Source organism: Antribacter gilvus (assembly GCF_003946865.1).
GTDB classification, from domain to species: Bacteria; Actinomycetota; Actinomycetes; order Actinomycetales; family Cellulomonadaceae; genus Antribacter; species Antribacter gilvus.
On record NZ_QXTH01000001.1, the window covers coordinates 156,109 to 172,415 of the forward strand.

14 protein-coding genes and 1 riboswitch are annotated in these 16,307 nt (G+C 72.6%); of the genes, 9 read left to right on the forward strand and 5 right to left on the reverse strand.

Features of this window, described 5'->3' with window-relative positions; genetic code table 11:
* Positions 1–41: 41 nt before the first annotated feature.
* Positions 42–2,042, forward strand: a complete 2,001-nt coding sequence (locus tag D1350_RS00635; protein WP_240643792.1) for a cellulase family glycosylhydrolase — start codon at positions 42–44, stop codon at positions 2,040–2,042.
* Between the two features lie 151 nt (positions 2,043–2,193).
* Here D1350_RS00635 and D1350_RS00640 read toward each other — a convergent pair whose 3' ends face one another.
* Positions 2,194–3,078, reverse strand: a complete 885-nt coding sequence (locus tag D1350_RS00640) for a formate/nitrite transporter family protein (protein ID WP_125772870.1) — start codon at positions 3,076–3,078, stop codon at positions 2,194–2,196.
* A 221-nt stretch (positions 3,079–3,299) separates the two neighbouring features.
* On the opposite strand from D1350_RS00640, the gene purS reads away from it, so the two are divergent.
* The 3 genes from purS to D1350_RS00655 are packed head-to-tail and all read left to right on the forward strand — an operon-like array spanning position 3,300 to position 5,451.
* On the forward strand, positions 3,300–3,560 hold the full coding sequence (purS, locus tag D1350_RS00645) for a phosphoribosylformylglycinamidine synthase subunit PurS (RefSeq protein ID WP_125772872.1): 261 nt from the start codon (positions 3,300–3,302) through the stop codon (positions 3,558–3,560).
* Positions 3,557–4,270, forward strand: a complete 714-nt coding sequence (gene purQ, locus D1350_RS00650) for a phosphoribosylformylglycinamidine synthase subunit PurQ (protein WP_125772874.1) — start codon at positions 3,557–3,559, stop codon at positions 4,268–4,270. Before purS ends, purQ begins: the two co-directional genes overlap by 4 nt.
* A gap of 11 nt (positions 4,271–4,281) precedes the next feature.
* Positions 4,282–5,451, forward strand: a complete 1,170-nt coding sequence (locus tag D1350_RS00655; protein WP_240643793.1) for a GNAT family N-acetyltransferase — start codon at positions 4,282–4,284, stop codon at positions 5,449–5,451.
* A 25-nt stretch (positions 5,452–5,476) separates the two neighbouring features.
* Here the strand turns inward: D1350_RS00655 and D1350_RS00660 are convergent, their stop codons facing one another.
* Both D1350_RS00660 and D1350_RS00665 read right to left on the reverse strand, forming a co-directional pair.
* Positions 5,477–5,863: a HesB/IscA family protein gene (locus tag D1350_RS00660; protein ID WP_164544977.1), complete on the reverse strand. Its 387-nt coding sequence runs from the start codon at positions 5,861–5,863 to the stop codon at positions 5,477–5,479.
* Between the two features lie 43 nt (positions 5,864–5,906).
* The gene (locus tag D1350_RS00665) at positions 5,907–6,722 is read right to left on the reverse strand and encodes an MBL fold metallo-hydrolase (RefSeq protein WP_125772876.1); all 816 of its coding nucleotides are present in this window, start codon (positions 6,720–6,722) and stop codon (positions 5,907–5,909) included.
* Positions 6,723–6,851: 129 nt separating this feature from the next.
* Here D1350_RS00665 and D1350_RS24000 point away from each other — a divergent pair, with 129 nt between their 5' ends.
* Positions 6,852–8,822 carry a glycoside hydrolase family 3 C-terminal domain-containing protein gene (locus tag D1350_RS24000; RefSeq protein ID WP_125772878.1) on the forward strand — a complete coding sequence of 657 codons (1,971 nt, stop codon included), beginning with the start codon at positions 6,852–6,854 and terminating at the stop codon, positions 8,820–8,822.
* On the opposite strand, the gene D1350_RS00675 is transcribed toward D1350_RS24000, so the two are convergent.
* Positions 8,812–10,071: an O-succinylhomoserine sulfhydrylase gene (locus D1350_RS00675; protein ID WP_125772880.1), complete on the reverse strand. Its 1,260-nt coding sequence runs from the start codon at positions 10,069–10,071 to the stop codon at positions 8,812–8,814. The two genes, D1350_RS24000 and D1350_RS00675, sit on opposite strands and share 11 nt — an antisense overlap.
* The gene (locus tag D1350_RS00680; RefSeq protein WP_125772882.1) at positions 10,068–10,529 is read right to left on the reverse strand and encodes a rhodanese-like domain-containing protein; all 462 of its coding nucleotides are present in this window, start codon (positions 10,527–10,529) and stop codon (positions 10,068–10,070) included. The genes D1350_RS00675 and D1350_RS00680 overlap by 4 nt, the downstream gene beginning before the upstream one ends.
* 274 nt (positions 10,530–10,803) lie before the next feature.
* Positions 10,804–10,919, forward strand: a riboswitch (SAM riboswitch).
* A 73-nt stretch (positions 10,920–10,992) separates the two neighbouring features.
* On the opposite strand from D1350_RS00680, the gene D1350_RS00685 reads away from it, so the two are divergent.
* The 4 genes from D1350_RS00685 (at position 10,993) to D1350_RS00700 (ending at position 16,298) form a co-directional block, all read left to right on the forward strand.
* Positions 10,993–12,411 (forward strand): aminotransferase class V-fold PLP-dependent enzyme, encoded by a 1,419-nt coding sequence (locus D1350_RS00685; RefSeq protein WP_240643794.1) that lies wholly within the window; start codon positions 10,993–10,995, stop codon positions 12,409–12,411.
* Between the two features lie 320 nt (positions 12,412–12,731).
* Positions 12,732–14,087 (forward strand): mechanosensitive ion channel, encoded by a 1,356-nt coding sequence (locus D1350_RS00690; RefSeq protein ID WP_125772884.1) that lies wholly within the window; start codon positions 12,732–12,734, stop codon positions 14,085–14,087.
* 85 nt (positions 14,088–14,172) lie between these two features.
* Complete coding sequence (locus tag D1350_RS00695) at positions 14,173–15,063, forward strand: LLM class flavin-dependent oxidoreductase (RefSeq protein ID WP_125772886.1); 891 nt, start codon at positions 14,173–14,175, stop codon at positions 15,061–15,063.
* Positions 15,064–15,311: 248 nt separating this feature from the next.
* Positions 15,312–16,298: a helix-turn-helix domain-containing protein gene (locus D1350_RS00700; RefSeq protein ID WP_125772888.1), complete on the forward strand. Its 987-nt coding sequence runs from the start codon at positions 15,312–15,314 to the stop codon at positions 16,296–16,298.
* Positions 16,299–16,307: the final 9 nt, after the last annotated feature.

Here is a 16,307-nt window from a genome sequence, read left to right on the forward strand (position 1 = left end):
CCCCGCGCGCCCCGCCGGCCCCATGGAAGGAAAGAACTCAGGTGAGACCTCGTACCCCACGTATCGATTCGGCAGCGGTCCCCGCTGCCCGACGGCGCCGCGGCCTCCGTGGCATCGCGGCGCTGGGCGCCGCCCTGGTCGCCTCGGCAGGGCTGGCCGTGCCGGCCGCGACGGTGTCGACGACTCTCGCCGCCGCTCCTGCGGCGGCTGCCCCCGCCACCGACGGCGACGACTGGCTGCACACCGACGGCAACCAGATCGTCGACGCGGACGGCACCCCGGTGTGGCTGACCGGCGCCAACTGGTTCGGCTTCAACGCGAGCGAGCGCGTGTTCCACGGCCTCTGGTCGGGGAACATCACCAACATCACGCGGCAGATGGCGCAGCGCGGCATCAACGTGGTGCGGGTGCCGATCTCGACCACGCTCCTGCTGGAGTGGAAGGCCGGGCAGGCGACCGCCCCGAACGTCAACACCTATGCGAACCCCGAGCTGGCCGGCATGGACAGCAAGGAGGTCTTCGACTACTTCCTGACGCTCTGCGAGCGGTTCGGCATCAAGGTGGTCGTGGACGTGCACTCCGCGGCCGCCGACAACTCCGGCCACATCTACCCGGTGTGGTGGAACGACTCTGTCGGCGTCACGACCGAGGAGTTCTACCAGGCGTGGGAGTGGGTGGCGACCGAGTACCGCAACAACGACACCATCATCGGCGCCGACCTCAAGAACGAGCCGCACGGCAAGGCGAACGAGACCCTGCGCGCGAAGTGGGACGGCTCGACCGACGCCGACAACTTCAAGCACGTCGCCGAGACGGCGGGCCGTCGCATCCTCGCGATCAACCCGAACCTGCTGATCTTCGTCGAGGGCATCGAGGTCTACCCGCGCGAGGGCAAGTCGTGGACCTCCACGACGCCCACCGACTTCTACTCCAACTGGTGGGGCGGCAACCTGCGCGGTGCGCGGGAGTTCCCCGTCAACCTGGGGGCCAACCAGGACCAGCTCGTCTACTCGCCGCACGACTACGGCCCCGCCGTGTTCCAGCAGCCCTGGTTCCAGGGCGACTGGTCGCGTGCCACCGTCGAGCGCGACGTGTGGGACCCGAACTGGCTGTACCTCCACAAGGAGGACACGTCCCCGCTGCTCATCGGCGAGTGGGGCGGCTTCATGGACGGCGGTGCGAACGAGAAGTGGATGCTCGCCATGCGTGACGCCATCGTCGACTACGAGCTGCACCACACCTTCTGGTGCATCAACCCGAACTCGGGTGACACCGGCGGCCTCCTGAACAACGACTGGGCCACCTGGGACGAGGAGAAGTACACGCTCCTGAAGCCGGCCCTGTGGGCGGAGGGCGGCAAGTTCGTGTCGCTCGACCACCAGGTCCCGCTCGGCGGCACCGGTTCCACGACGGGCATCTCGGTGGCCGACCTGGGCGGCGGCCCCACGCCGACGCCGGACACGACGGCGCCCGGCGCACCGTCGGCCGTGACCGTCTCCGGCACCACCACCTCGTCCGTCTCCCTGGCCTGGACCGCGTCCACCGACAACGTCCGGGTCACCGGGTACGACGTGGTGAACGCGGCGGGTGCCGTGGTGGCTTCCTCGACCACTGCCTCGGCCACCGTGACCGGGCTGACCCCCGCCACGGCGTACCAGTTCCGGGTCCGGGCCAAGGACGCCGCCGGCAACGTGTCGGCGTTCTCCGCGGCGGTCTCGGCCACGACGGCGTCCGGACCGTCGAGCCCGCCGCCGGGCGCCTGCACCGCGACGTTCAAGGTGCTGAACGCGTGGCAGGGCGGGTTCCAGGCCGAGGTCACCGTGGCCTCGACCGTGGCGAAGAGCGGCTGGACCAACCAGTTCACGCTGCCGGCCGGCACCACGATCGGCAGCCTGTGGAGCGCCACGCACACCGTCTCCGGTAACACCGTGACGGTCAAGAACGCGGCATGGAACGGCAATATCGGCCCGGGCGCCTCGGCGACCTACGGCTTCACGGCCAACGGTGCCGCGCCGTCGGCCCTGGCGGTCGCCTGCAGCTGACCCTCGAGGTGTCAGAAGCTCCCCGGTGCATTCACCGGGGAGCTTCTGACAACCCGCGCCGGACGGGATCGCCCTCGCTGAACAGGAAGTCCAGGTCGACCGACGCCATCGGGCCCGGGATCGGTCCCGGGCCCGGCGCGCTGTGCCGGGTTCAGCGGCTCTCGGCCGAGACCAGGTCCTTGGTCTCCTCCGCGGGGGCCTCGGCGTCCGCGGCGCCCGCGGCGGCAGCGGCCCGGCGGCTCGGGGCCGTCTTGCCGTGCGTTGCGTAGAGCATGAGGCCGACGAAGGTCAGCCCGCCCACGAGGTTGCCGATCACCGTGGGGATCTCGTTCCACACGAGGTAGTCCATGATCGTGAAGTCGCCGCCGAGCAGGAGGCCCGACGGGAACAGGAACATGTTCACGATCGAGTGCTCGAAGCCCATGTAGAAGAACAGCATGATGGGCATCCACATCGAGACGATCTTGCCCCACACGCTCTCCGACACCATGGCCAGCACCACACCTGTGGACACCATCCAGTTGCACAGGACCGCGCGCACGAACAGGGTGAGCATCCCGGCGGCGCCGTGGTCGGCGTAGCCCACGGTGCGCCCCTCGCCGATGACCCCGATGGCCTGGCCCACCGCGTCAGGCTCCACCGAGAACCCGTACGTGAAGTAGATGGCCATGAGCACGGCCACGGTGAAGGCGCCGGCGAAGTTGCCCACGAAGACGAGGCCCCAGTTGCGGAGCACGCCTCGGATCGTGACGCCCGGGCGCTTGTCCAGCCATGCGAGCGGGGCGAGCGTGAAGACTCCCGTGAGCAGGTCGTAGCCGAGCAGGTACAGCATGCAGAACCCGACGGGGAACAGCACGGCCCCGAGCAGCGGGTTCTCCGCCCGGACCGACACCGTCACCGCGAAGGCGGCGGCGATCGTCAGCAAGGCGGCGCCCATGTACGAGCGGATCAGCGTGTCCCGCGTGGACATGAAGACCTTTGCCTCACCCGCGTCGATCATGCGGGTGACGAGGTCCTTCGGCTTCACATAAGGCATGGGGGCAACCTCCGGTCGAGTGGGCGGCATCCTCGGCGGTGATGGCACCGGCCCGTGGTCCTCACTCGACTGTGCAACACCATGGTTTCCTCGGGCGCACGTCCGCGTTACCGGCGATGACCAACTTCCTCTCAGCCGGCGGGCGGCGGACGAGAGGTCCGGGGTGTCACGCGGCCGGGTAAACTCGGCCAGGAACCCCCGTCATCTCCCGAGGAGCCCCTGTGGGACGCGTCGTCGTCGAGGTCATGCCCAAGCCCGAGATCCTGGACCCCCAGGGCAAGGCCGTGGTCGGTGCGCTGCCGCGCCTCGGCTTCACGCAGTTCACGAGCGTCCGGCAGGGCAAGCGGTTCGAGCTCGAGGTGGACGGCGACGTCACGCCGGAGATCCTCGCGGCCGCCCAGGAGGCCGCGGAGACGCTGCTCTCCAACCCGGTCATCGAGGACGTCGTGAGCGTGGTGGACGCCACCGAGGTGCCGGCGTGACCGCGCTGACCGGCGCCCGCATCGGCGTCATCACGTTCCCCGGCACGCTCGACGACCGGGACGCGGCCCGTGCCGTGCGCCTCGCCGGCGCGGAGGCGGTCGCGCTGTGGCACGCCGACGCCGACCTCCAGGGCGTCGACGCAGTGGTGCTCCCCGGCGGCTTCTCCTACGGCGACTACCTGCGGGCCGGGGCGATCAGCCGCTTCGCTCCCGCCATGTCGGCCGTGGTGGACGCCGCGAACGGCGGTATGCCGGTGCTCGGCATCTGCAACGGCTTCCAGATCCTCACCGAGGCGCACCTGCTGCCCGGGTCGATGGTGAAGAACGACCACCTGCACTTCGTCTGCCGCGAGCAGTCCCTCGTGGTGGAGAACGCGTCCACCGCCTGGACCAACCAGTTCGAGGCGGGGCAGCGCATCACGATCCCGCTGAAGAACCAGGACGGCCAGTTCGTCGCCGACGAGCACGTCCTCGACGAGCTCGAGGGCGAAGGCCGCGTCGTCTTCCGGTACGACGGCTGGAACCCGAACGGTTCGCGCCGCGACATCGCGGGCATCAGCAACGCTCGCGGCAACGTGGTGGGCCTCATGCCGCACCCCGAGCACGCGGTCGAGGCCGGCTTCGGTCCGGCGGGGGCCGAGGGCCCGCGCGCGGGCACCGACGGCCTCACCTTCTTCACGTCCGTCCTGGCCTCGCTCGTCAGCGCGTGACACAACAGTCCTTGAGGCCGGGCCCCGGCGAGCGGGTCCCGGCCTCGCCGCTGCCCGACGGCGCCGCCGTGGTCACCTCCGGTGCACCCCTCGCCTCTCGCGTGCCGCTCGCCTCGCGTGCCGTCGCGGTGACGGTCGTCCGTTGGGACGACCCGGAGGCGGCGCGGCTGCGCGACCTGCAGCAGGCGGAGCTCGCCGTGCTCTACGGCCACCCGGACGAGGCGGACGGGGCGGACGAGCCCGCTGAGGCCGACCTCTCGCGAGACCAGGTCGACCCGTCGACGGTGACGGCGACCGTCCTGGTGCGCGTCGACGGCGAGGCTGCCGCCTGCGGTTCCGTGCGTGACATGTCAGGCCTGCCCGACGGCCGTGGCGGGGTGCACCCGTCGGCGACCGGCGAGGTGAAGCGCATGTACGTGGCTCCGTCGTTCCGCGGGCGCGGGCTCTCCCGGCGCGTGCTGGCGGCGGTCGAGACGGCGGCCGTGGAGGCCGGTCTGCGCGACCTCGTGCTCGAGTGCGGCACGCTCCAGGTCGAGGCGATCGGGCTCTACCTGTCGATGGGGTACCTCCCGATCGAGCGCTTCGGCGTGTACGCGCAGGAGACGGGGTCCCGCTGCTTCGGCAAGGCGGTGCCCGAGCGTGCGGGGGCCGCCTCCGCGGGGGCTGCGCCCGCGGCCTTGCCCGAGCCCGCGGTCCTCGACCTGCGTCCGGTCGCATGGGACCACGAGCACGCCGCCGCGCTGCGGCGCGAGATGCTGGCGTTCAACCTGGAGCGCTATCCCGAGGTGGCCGGGCACGTCGCGGTGCGCGGCGGCTTCGAGGGCGTCGACCCCCGGATGGGCGAGCGGGTCGTACTGACCCTGGTGGCCTACCGCGACGGCGAGCCCGTGGGCTGCGGGTCGCTGCGTCCGGCGCTCGTCGGGTCGGCGTTCGAGGTCAGGACGGTCTTCGTCCGCGAGCGTGCCCGGCGCGCCGGCGTTGCCTGGGCGCTCCTGGCGGCGCTGGAGGACGCAGCGCTCGGGCTCGGTGCGGACGAGCTGCTGCTCGAGACCGGCATCCGCCAGCCCGAGGCCCTGCGGCTCTACCTCGCTCTCGGTTTCCGGCCTGTGCTGCCCTTCCCGCCGTACGGCCCGGAGGACGACCCGTTCGGCCTGTTCCTGGGCAAGGCGCTCGGCCGCTGAGGGCCTCCGGCGGCCTCGGCCGCGATCACGCGTCCCAGGGCATGGGCGTCGCGGCCCGGCAGCCGGGCTGGCCGCGACCCGGCCACTCCTTGCCGAACGACCGGTTGCACGGGCACCGCAGCGGGGTGTTCGGGTTCGCGAGGACGCGGAACCGGGGCGGCTTGATGCGGCCGGACCAGTCCAGCCGTGCGCCCTGGAGCACCTCGACCGCCGGCGCTGAGACGTACAGCTCGGCGCCCGGGCAGCCGAAGCGCTCGTCCCCGTCCGAACCTGGGGCATCTGTGAAGTGATAGGTCAGCCCGCAGCAGCCGCCGTCCTCCACGGTGAGGCGAACGGCTCCGCCCAGAGCCTCGATCTGGCCGATCGCCGCCCGGGTCACGTCGAACGGCGGCAGCACGAGGGAGTCGTCCATGCCGACCGATGATGCCACGCGCCACCGACACCGCCGCCGAGGTTCAGGCCTCCGACAGGTACTCGAGCTGGGCCCGGACCGTCTGGCGGGCCGCGGGGAGCACGGACGGGTCCACGTCCGCGTAGACCAGCCCGACCACCGCGTCGGTGACGTCCGGGGAGGGGCGCGCTCCGCCGTCGTCGGGCAGGGCGAGGCTGTCGAGCGCCGCACGGACCTGGTCCAGGCGCTCCAGGCGGTGGGCGCGGTACGCACGGACAGCGGCGGCGAGGTCGGGCAGCGGCTCCCCGTGGCCCGGGAACGCCAGGGTGCTCGACGCCGGGACCTCGTCCCGTGCGGCGAGCTCGTCCGCGAGGTGCTCCAGAAGGTCGAGGCTCGCGAGGTACTGCCGGAGGGAGCCGTCCGGCTCGGCGATCACGGTGGTTCCCCGGCCCAGCACCGTGTCGCCGGTGAGGACCACGGGCGCCAGGCCCGGCGCGCTCACCACCAGGCACACGGAGTCGGCGGTGTGTCCCGGAGTCGCCACGACCTCGATGCGGAGGCCTGCCGCCTCGACAACCTCGCCGCCCGTGAGGGGCGAGCCGCCGTGGCAGTGCGCGGGGTCGGCCGCCCGCACCGGGGCGCCGGTCCGGGCGTGGAGGCCGGGCGAACCGGCCGTGTGGTCGGCGTGCCGGTGGGTGACGAGAACCAGCTCGACCGGCCCGGCGGCGGCCAGGCGGCCGAGGTGAGCGGCGTCGTCGGGCCCGGGGTCCACGACGACGGCACCCGTCGAACCAGGCGCACGCAGCACGTACGACCGCGTGCCGTCGAGGGTCATCGGGCCGGGGTTCTCCGCGCGGAGCGCGGTGACGACGGGCGACATGGCGCCCACTGTACGAGCAGGTCAGCGGCCCTGGCCGGGTCCGGCCGCGCGTCAGGGGTTGTGCAGCCGCCCCACCCGGTGTGTGATCGATGCGGCAGGATCCCACCAGGGTTAAGGGGAAATCCGCAGATGTCCGACACATTCGGTGGCAGGCGGCGCCGTCCGGCGTCACCGCGGCGGGGCGCCGTCCGGCGTGCCCGGCTGCTCGCCCTGGCTGCGGTCTGCGGCGTCGTCCCCCTGCTCGTGACCACGGCGGCCCCGGCCGTCGCGTCCGTGGGCGCGGCAGAGCCGTCGTCGGCCCAGGCGCCCCGGCCCACCGGCCACGTCACGGACGTGGTGGTCGGCGCGAACGCTCCGGTGGTCCTCGCGGAGGACGGCGAGTCCGCGCGCGTGACGCTCCGGGTCGAGGTGTCCGACGGCGCCGCGCTCGCCCGCCCGGTGACCGTCGCCTGGGCCACAGGGCAGGGTACGGCGGCGCCGGCCGCGGACTACGAGATCGCGCGCGGCACGGTGACGTTCCCGGCAGGCGCCCCGTCGGGCGCCGAACGGACCGTCGAGGTGAGCACGCGCACCACGCCGGAGCAGGAGACCGCCGAGACCGTTCCCCTCACGCTGTCGTCCCTGGGTGCCCGGGTCGGTACCACGCCGACCATCGTCATAGGCGCTCACGGACTGCCCTACCTCGACCCCACCCTGCCGACGGGAGAGCGCGTCGCCGACCTCCTGTCCCGCATGACCCTCGACGAGAAGGTGGGCCAGCTGGTCCAGGTCGAGCGGAGCGACGCCACGAGCCGCCCGGAAGTGATCACCGAGCGAGGGCTCGGCGTGGTGGTCGCGAACCCTGGCTCGGCGCCGGCCCGCAACACCGCCGAGGCGTGGGCCGACATGGCCGACGACCTCCAGCTCCGCGCACTCGCGACCCGTCTCCAGGTCCCGCTCCTCGTAGGGATCGACGGTGTGCACGGGCACGACAGCCTGCCCGGCGCCACGCTCGTGCCGCACCGGCTCGGCCTGGCGGCCACCGACGACCCGGCCCTCGTGCGCGGGCTCGCGCAGCTGGTCCGCGACGAGGCCCGGGCCACCGGGGTGACCTGGGTCCGGGCGCCGCAGACCGAGCCGCTCACCGACGTCCGGTCCGGCGACGCGTACACGCGGTTCGGTGCCGACCGGGGCCGTGCCGCGCGGCTCGCGGACGCAGCGAGCGACCCCGTGACCGAGGGGCTCGGTGAGGCGCTCGCGCTCGCGGGCGAGGACCCGGAGCAGCACGCCGGCGGGTGGGCAGCACTGGTCGCGGCGGTCCGGTCGGGCGAGGTGCCCGCGGCCCGTCTCGACGAGGCGGTGTCCACGGTGCTCACGGCGAAGGTCGACCTCGGCCTGTTCGAGGCGCCCTTCGCGGACCGGTCGCAGCTCGCCGTCGTCGGGTCGGCGGAGCACCGCGCCCAGGCGCGGGACGCGGTGGCCGCCTCCCAGGTGCTCCTGCAGGACCGGGACGGGACGTTGCCCCTGGACGCGGGCGAGCGGGTCTACGTCGCCGGGCGCTCCGCCGACGACCTGGGCAACCAGGCGGGCGGCTGGACCGTCACGTGGCAGGGCTCGTCGGGGGAACCCACGCAGGGCTCCACGATCCTCGACGGGATACGCGAGCTGGACCCGGACGCCACGTTCAGCGCGGACGCCTCCGCGCCCGCCACGGGGCACGACGTGGGCGTCGTCGTGGTGGGCGAGACGCCCTACGCAGGGTCGTACGGCGACGTGGGCGGACCGTCCTGGGCCTGGGACCAGTCCGACGCGGGCGTGTTCCGGGAGACCAAGTCGCTGGAGCTCCAGCCGGGCGACGCCGACGTCGTGCAGCAGGTCTGTGACGTGGTGCCCACCTGCGTCGTCGTCGTGGTCTCAGGCCGGCCGCAAGCGGTCGACCTCCGGGTGGCCGACGCGGTCGTCGCCGCCTGGCTCCCCGGCACCGAGGGCGCGGGCGTGGCAGACCCCCTCTACGGCGCGGTCCCGTTCACCGGCAGGCTCCCGGTCGCCTGGCCGCAGAGGGTCGACCCGGCCGGCGAGCCGACGGGCGAGTTCCCGGTAGGTGCCGGCCTCACGCCCTGAGCGCCTGCTCCAGGTCCTCGATCAGGTCGGCCGGGTCCTCCAGGCCCACGGAGAGCCGCACGGTGGTCTCGGAGATGCCCACGGCGGCGCGCCCTGCCGCACCGAGCTTGCGGTGCGTCGTGGTCGCCGGGTGGGTGATCAGGGACTTCGCGTCGCCCAGGTTGTTCGAGATGTCGACGATCTGCAGCGCGTCGAGGAAGGCGAACGCTCGCTTCTTCGCGGCCTCGGGGTCGGCGCCGTCGGGCACCGCGAGGTCGAACGTCACGACCGTCCCGCCGCCGGTCATCTGCGCTCGGGCGAGGTCGGCCTGCGGGTGCGACGCCAGGAACGGGTAACGCACCGACCTCACACCGGGCAGCGTCTCGAGCGCGGTGGCGAGGTGCAGGGCGCTCGCGGTCTGCGCCGCGACCCGCACCGGCAGCGTCTCGAGGCCCTTGAGCAGCGTCCACGCGTTGAACGGGGACAGCGACGGCCCGGTGTTGCGGATGAAGGTCTGGACCGGCCCGTTGATGTACTCGTCGGACCCGAGGATCGCCCCGCCGAGCACGCGTCCCTGCCCGTCGATGTGCTTGGTCGCGGAGTAGACCACCACGTCGGCTCCGAGCTCGAGCGGCTGCTGGAGCAGGGGGGTGGCGAAGACGTTGTCGAGCACCACGGTCGCACCCGCGGCGCGAGCCAGCGCCACGACGGCAGGCACGTCCACGATGTCCTGCATCGGGTTGGACGGCGTCTCGAAGAACACCACGTCCGCCGGCGTGGAGAGTGCCTCCTCCCACTGGGACAGCACGTGCCCGTCCACGTAGTCGGTGCGCACCCCCCACTTGGCGAAGATCTCGTCGAAGATCACGACCGTCGACCCGAAGAGGGCCCGCGCCGTGACGATCCGCGAGCCGCTCTGCACCAGCGCGGCGAGGGAGGTGAACACCGCCGACATCCCGCTCGCGGTGGCGTAGCAGGCCTCGGCGCCCTCGAGCAGGCGGAGCCGCTCCTCGAACGTGTGCACGGTCGGGTTGCCGTAGCGCGAGTAGATGAACCGGTCGAGGTCGCCCGAGAACGCCGCCTCGGCGTCGGCCGCCTGGTCGTAGGTGTAACCCTGGGTGAGGAACAGCGCCTCGCCCGTCTCCTGGTACTCGGTCCGGGCATGCCCGCCGCGGACGGCGAGCGTCGCCGGCCGGACGTTGCGGGGCAGCGGCTTGCGGCCCGAGCCGCCGGGGACCTCGCCGGGCGCGGCGGCGCCGGTGACGCTCACTTGCCGCCCCCGTCGGCGTGCGCCTCGAGCGTGGAGAGCCAGGGAAGGCCCGCCACCTTCCAGCCCTCACGGTTCCGGACGCCGTCGGGGCCCGGTGCGCCCTCGAAGCCCTCGAGCACGTTGTACGACGGGCCGATCCCGGTCGCTGTCGCGAGCCGCGCGGCACCGATCGAGCGCTGGCCGGATCGGCACAGGAAGATCACGGGGCCGTCCGTGACGCCCGCGTCACGGAGCTCGGCGAGAAAGGCGGGGTTGGGACGGCCGTCGGCCGTGACCCACTGGGCGTAGACGGCCCGCTTGTCCAGTGAGGACGCGTCCGGCACGCCGATCGCGCGCCACTCGCCCTCGGTGCGGACGTCCACGATCGTGGCGCCCGGGTCCGTGGCGAGCAGGTCCCAGGCCTGCTGGGGGGTGATGTCGCCGGCGTATCCGTCGGCCGGCCGAGCCTGGATGCTCATCGGTACTCCTCCATCGGTCGTGGCGGTAGCACCCTGCACCGGGCATGCCGGTCCGGACCAGTCCGTCCCGACCTGCCCGCGGGTTGCTGCGGCGTCGACGTGCCACGTCACTCGGCCGCTCGGGATGGTCGCCTGCGATCGTACGACACGTGGTCCACCCCCTGGGACGGCGTCTCACGGTCTGATCGCTGGCGGGAGCCCTGCTCGCCCGGATGGTGAGACGGGTGTCCAGGATCGTTGACAGGCCGTCCGGGTGGAAGTCAGGATGACGCCAGGTCATGAGCGCCAGCGCGAAGCCCCGGCTCGCTGGCCGGCAACCCTCCTACCGCGGTGGGGTGCCCCGGGTGACGACCTGGCCGTGCGCCACGAGGCGGACGGCAAGCGCGGGGAGCGCGCCTCCCCGGAACACCGAGGAGCAGCCGTGCCCATACTCGCCGAGTACCGCCAGACAATCCACAGCGCCGTGACGGAGGCAACCGTGCCCGACCGTGCCCATCTCGCCGGACCTCTCCTACCGGTGGTCGGCAGCGACACCCTCGTCCCGCTCGTGGACGGCACCCAGGTGACCTACGCGAACCTCGACGTCGCGGCGTCCGCCCCCGCGCTCCGCGCCGTGGCCGACCGCGTCGCCGAGGTCCTCCCGCTGTACGCGAGCGTGCACCGCGGGGCCGGCTACCTGTCGCAGGTGTCCACCGCCCTCTACGAGGCGGCCCGCCGCACCGTCGGTGCCTTCGTCGGCGCCCGCGAGGGCGACCTCACGGTCATCACGCGCAACACCACCGACTCGCTCAACCTGCTCGCCGGGTGCGTCCCGGCTGCCGCGGACGACACCCCCGGCCGGGTGCTCGTCCTGGACGTGGAGCACCACGCGAACCTCCTGCCCTGGCAGCGCGACACGGAGGCGACGGTCCTGACCGGCGCGTCCACCGTCGCCGCCACGGTGGCCGAGCTGCGCGAGGAGCTGGAGGACGCCGCCGCGGTGGGGCGCCCGTACGCGCTCCTCGCCGTGACCGGCGCGTCCAACGTGACCGGAGAGGCGCTGCCCCTCGACGCGCTCGTCGCGGCGGCCCACGCCAACGGTGCCCGCATCGCGCTCGACGGCGCCCAGCTCGTCCCGCACCGCCGCTTCTCGCTCACCGAGTCGGGCGTGGACTACGTCGCGTTCAGCGGTCACAAGACCTACGCGCCGTTCGGCGCCGGCGCCCTCGTCGGCCGCGCGGACTGGCTCGACACCGGCACGCCCTACCTCGCCGGCGGCGGCGCCGTCCGCCGGGTCCGCACCACCGAGACCCTCTGGCAGGAAGGCCCGGCCCGGCACGAGGCCGGCTCGCCGAACGTCATCGGCGCGGTGGCGCTCGCGGCCGCCTGCGAGGCGCTCGCCGCCCTCGACCCCGAGGAGGTCCGCCGACACGAGGGCGAGCTCCGCCGCCGCCTGGTCGAAGGGCTCGAGTCTCTCGACCGCGTGTCCGTCGTACGGGTGTGGGCCGACGCCGTCGACCCGGTGGGCGTGGTGACCTTCACGGTCACCGGGTACGACCCGGGGCTCGTGGCCGCCTACCTCTCGGCCGAGCACGGCATCGGCGTGCGGGACGGACGCTTCTGCGCCCATCCGCTGCTGGGCCGGCTCGGGTTCGACGCCGGGGCGGTGCGCGCGTCGGTGGGCGTGGGCACGTCGCCCGAAGAGGTGGCCCGCCTGGTGGGGGCCGTCCGCGCCCTCGTGACCGGGGGGCCGCGCGCGTCCTACGACGTGGTCGACGGGCTCTGGGTGGTCGTGGACGACCCGCGTCCCGTTCCTGAGGGCAGCGGGCTCGCCGGCCTGCTCGCCACGGCGGCCGCCGGGTTCCTCGCCGACGCCGCGGCGTGCCTGCCCGACCCGGTCTGACGTTCCCGGCCTGGCCGGAGGCGGGTCAGGCCGCCGGTCGAAATGACGGAATCTTACGGCCCGTCATTCTTTGTCCTCCTGAGTAGTTTGATCGGCCGACGGCGGGCATTCCTGTGCTTTGACCAGGTACGACGGCGTATTGGGCGGCAGGACGGTGTGCCGAGGCACCAATTCCCTCCGTGCAGAGGGTGAGATCGGAACATATGTTAGTTGTGCCGGTGATTTCTTCGGGGTGCCGCCACGACGCCCCGGGCCGGTAGAAGCATTTCCGATCATCGGTAGCGTCGCAGACGACAACCGTGCCAGGAAGGACGCCGAAGATGGACTTCGCAAACGACATCGACTGGACCGGGATCTTAGGGAAAGTTCTTCTCGCCCTGCTGATTCTTGTCGTCACCTGGATTGTCGCCCGGCTGGTCAAGTGGGCAATCTCCAAGCTCGTCTCGCGCGTCGGGTTCTTGCAGCGCGAAGGAGCCGACGGACGGCAGGTAGGGGCGTCGATCGGTCAGATCGCCGCGCTGCTGGTATGGCTGTTCGGTCTGATCGCCGTGCTGCAGCTGTTCGAGCTGGACCAGGTGCTCACACCGATCCGCGGCATGCTCGAGTCGATCATGGAATACCTGCCGAACATCATCGGTGCGGCGGTCGTCTTCTTCATCGGCTATCTGATCGCGAAGATCGTGAAGCAGATCCTCGAGGCCGCGCTCGGTGCCATCAACTTCTCGGGCTTGATCCAGAAGGCCAAGTCCGGCGCCGAGCGGACCACCGGGACGGAGCAGACCTACCGTTCCGAGCCGGCGTACCCCGCGGCGGGCGCCCAGGAGGCTGGGGAGTACGACACCAGCTCGTACGAGACCGGTGGATACGGCGCGACGGGCCAGGGCGGCGCTGCCGACAACCCGCAGGAGACCAACGCCCGCATCGCGTCGGTCATCGCCAACGTCGTGTTCGCGGTCATCCTCATCGTGGTGGCGATCGCGGCGCTGCAGATCCTCGGCATCGCGGCCATCGCCGACCCGGCCCAGCAGATGCTCACCATGATCCTCGCGGCGATCCCGGCGATCATCGCGGCGCTGATCATCCTCGCGATCGGCTACCTCATCGCCCGGTTCGTGGGTGACCTGCTCGAGAGCACCCTGCGGGGGGTCGGTATCGACCGTGCCGCGGCGAACATGGGCATGAGCACCGGCCAGACCAGCCCGTCGAAGATCGTCGCGTGGATCGTCAAGGTGGCGATCATCGTGTTCTTCGCGATCATGGCCGCCAACATGCTCGGCTTCGAGGAGATCACCAACATCCTCAACGAGATCCTCGAGCTGGGCGGGCGCGTCCTGTTCGGTGCGCTGATCATCGCGGCCGGCTTCTTCCTGGCCAGCATGGTGGGCAGCGCGATCGGGTCGAACCTGGGCAGCAAGATCGCCCGCTACGCCATCATCGGTCTGTTCGCCGCGATGGGCCTGCAGTTCATGGGCGTCGCGGACCAGATCATCACGCTGGCGTTCGGTGCGATCGTGGTGGGGGCAGCTCTGGCAGCCGCCCTGGCCTACGGTCTCGGTGGCCGCGAGGCCGCGGCTCGTTCGCTCGAGAAGGCCGAGCGCAAGATCGAGACCGAGACGTCGACGCCTCCGCGGCCGACCACCCCGCCGCCTTCGGCGCCGGGCGGTCCGACCATCTGACGCACGGCGAGGCGAGCACCGGGGCCGCTCTCCGCCGGGAGGGCGGCCCCGTCGCGTCGGCGGGGTGTTCGGTAACGTCCTCCGCATGACCACTTTGGGATGCATCGTCCTGCCGTCCGAGCCGCCGTCCCGCTTCCTCCCGATCGCCCGCGCGGCCGACGAGTCGGGTCTGGAGGAGGTCTGGCTGTGGGAGGACTGCTTCCGCGAGACGGGTGCAGGCGCCGCGGGGGCGATCCTCGGAGCCACGTCGCGCGTGCGGGTCGGGATCGGGGTGCTCCCCGTGCCGTTGCGCAACGTGGCGCTGACCGCGATGGAGATCGCCACGCTCGAGGGCATGTTCCCGGGACGGTACATGCCGGGCATCGGGCACGGCGTGCTCGACTGGATGGGTCAGGTCGGGGCGCGAGCGGCCTCCCCGTTGACGCTCCTGCGCGAGTACGCCACGGCGCTCCGAGCCCTCCTCGCGGGCGAGCGGCTGACCGTCACCGGCCGGTACGTCAACCTCACGGACGTGGCGCTGGACTGGCCGCCGTCGACCGTCCCAGCCGTGCTGTCGGCGGGCCAGGGCCCCAAGACGCTGCGCCTCGTCGGCGAGGTGGCGGACGGCGTCGTCATCACCGCCGACACAGGCCTCGCCGGCCTGCAGGCGGCGAACGAGCTGATCGCCGAGGGTCGTGAGGCAGCGGGCCGTGCGGGGGACCCGTTCCGTACGGTCGTGTTCGTGCCCGGCGCGACCGGCCCCGACGCCGTGGAGCGGCTGCGGCGCGCCGCCGCCGACTGGCCGATCGACGTCGACACCGACGAGAAGCTCGCCGGCTACGCCGTGTGGGGCGACGCGGAGCAGCTGGCCGCGGGTGTTCGCCGCTTCGCGGAGGCGGGCGCCGACACGGTGGTGATCCAGCCGACGCCGGACACGCCGGACCTCGAGGCGTTCGCCCGCTTTCTGGGCGAGGAGGTACGCCCGCTGCTGGGTTGACCCCTCTTCGCCGTGGGTGCCACGGCGAAGAGGGGCCGGTGGGTCACCGCACGCCGAACGCCCGCATCACTCGCGGCCCCACTCGCGGTGACCGGTCAGGGCCGCCAGGTCCGCCGAAAGCGGCGACGTTGATGCTGAACCAGGTGGCAGCGGATCGCGACACGGCACAAGGCGTCTCCGGTGACGTAAACATGCCGTGGCGTATCCTCGCCAGGGCAGTCGAGAACCCGAGCCCATGGAGGGGTGCCATGCTCAGCGACGTGCTCGGCCTCACGACGACCCAGACCCTCGCCTACCGGGAGCTCGTGGGCGCGCCCTCGCTCGACGCCGACGAGCTCTCCACCCGCCTCGGCTGCGAGCCGGCCGACGCGTACAGCGTGCTCCGCACGCTGGAGGAGCACGGGCTCGTCGCCCGGCAGAGCGCCGACGGCACCCGGTTCCAGGCGGCGCCCCCGGAGATCGCGCTCGGCGCCCTCCTCGCGCGCCGGTCCGACGAGATCCGGGTGGCGCACGCGGAGCTCTCCCGGCTCGAGGAGGAGTACCGGCGCGCGTCCGCCCTGCGCCCGGTCACCGACGTGGTCGACGTGGTCCGTGGCGCCGACGCCGTGCGGCAGCGGATCACGCAGCTCCAGCTCGGAGCGCGGGAGCAGGTCGACGCCTTCGTCCGCCCGCCGGTCGTGGTCATGGAGGCCGAGGAGAACTCCGCCGAGGACCAGGCCGTCGCCCGGGGCGTCCGTTACCGGGTGGTGGCCGAACGATCGCTGCTCGACACGGGGAAGCTCACCGTCGCGGCCGCGACGACGGCGGTGCTCGCGGGCGAGGAGCTCAGGATCGCGGCGACCGTGCCGCTCAAGCTGGTCATCATCGACCGCCGGCTCGCCTACCTACCCCTGTCCACGGCGGTGGACGCGGCCTCCGCCCCGGAGACGGTCGGGGCGCTGCTGATCCATCAGGGGGCGCTGCTCGACGCTCTCATCGCCCTCTTCGACGCGGCCTGGCGGGACGCCACCCCGTTCGTCGTGCCGGGCGCCGGGCCCGCGGACCTCGACCTCGACGACCAGGACCTGCGCATCCTGGGGCTGCTCCTCGCGGGCATGACGGACCAGTCGGTCGCGAACCAGCTCGACCTGTCCCTGCGTACGGTGCAGCGGCGCGTGAAGGTGCTCATGGACCTGGCGGGCGTGTCGACCCGCATCCAGCTGGGCTGGGCGGCGGCGCGCAAGGGCTGGCTGTAGCCCGCCCCG

Coding starts and splice junctions, on each gene's coding strand:
- D1350_RS00640 (WP_125772870.1), bottom strand. CDS start 3,078: ATGCCTTATGTGAAGCCGAAGGACCTCGTCACCCGCATGATCGACGCG.
- D1350_RS00660 (WP_164544977.1), bottom strand. CDS start 5,863: ATGGACGACTCCCTCGTGCTGCCGCCGTTCGACGTGACCCGGGCGGCG.
- D1350_RS00665 (WP_125772876.1), bottom strand. CDS start 6,722: ATGTCGCCCGTCGTCACCGCGCTCCGCGCGGAGAACCCCGGCCCGATG.
- D1350_RS24000 (WP_125772878.1), top strand. CDS start 6,852: ATGTCCGACACATTCGGTGGCAGGCGGCGCCGTCCGGCGTCACCGCGG.
- D1350_RS00680 (WP_125772882.1), bottom strand. CDS start 10,529: ATGAGCATCCAGGCTCGGCCGGCCGACGGATACGCCGGCGACATCACC.
- D1350_RS00690 (WP_125772884.1), top strand. CDS start 12,732: ATGGACTTCGCAAACGACATCGACTGGACCGGGATCTTAGGGAAAGTT.
- D1350_RS00695 (WP_125772886.1), top strand. CDS start 14,173: ATGACCACTTTGGGATGCATCGTCCTGCCGTCCGAGCCGCCGTCCCGC.
- D1350_RS00700 (WP_125772888.1), top strand. CDS start 15,312: ATGCTCAGCGACGTGCTCGGCCTCACGACGACCCAGACCCTCGCCTAC.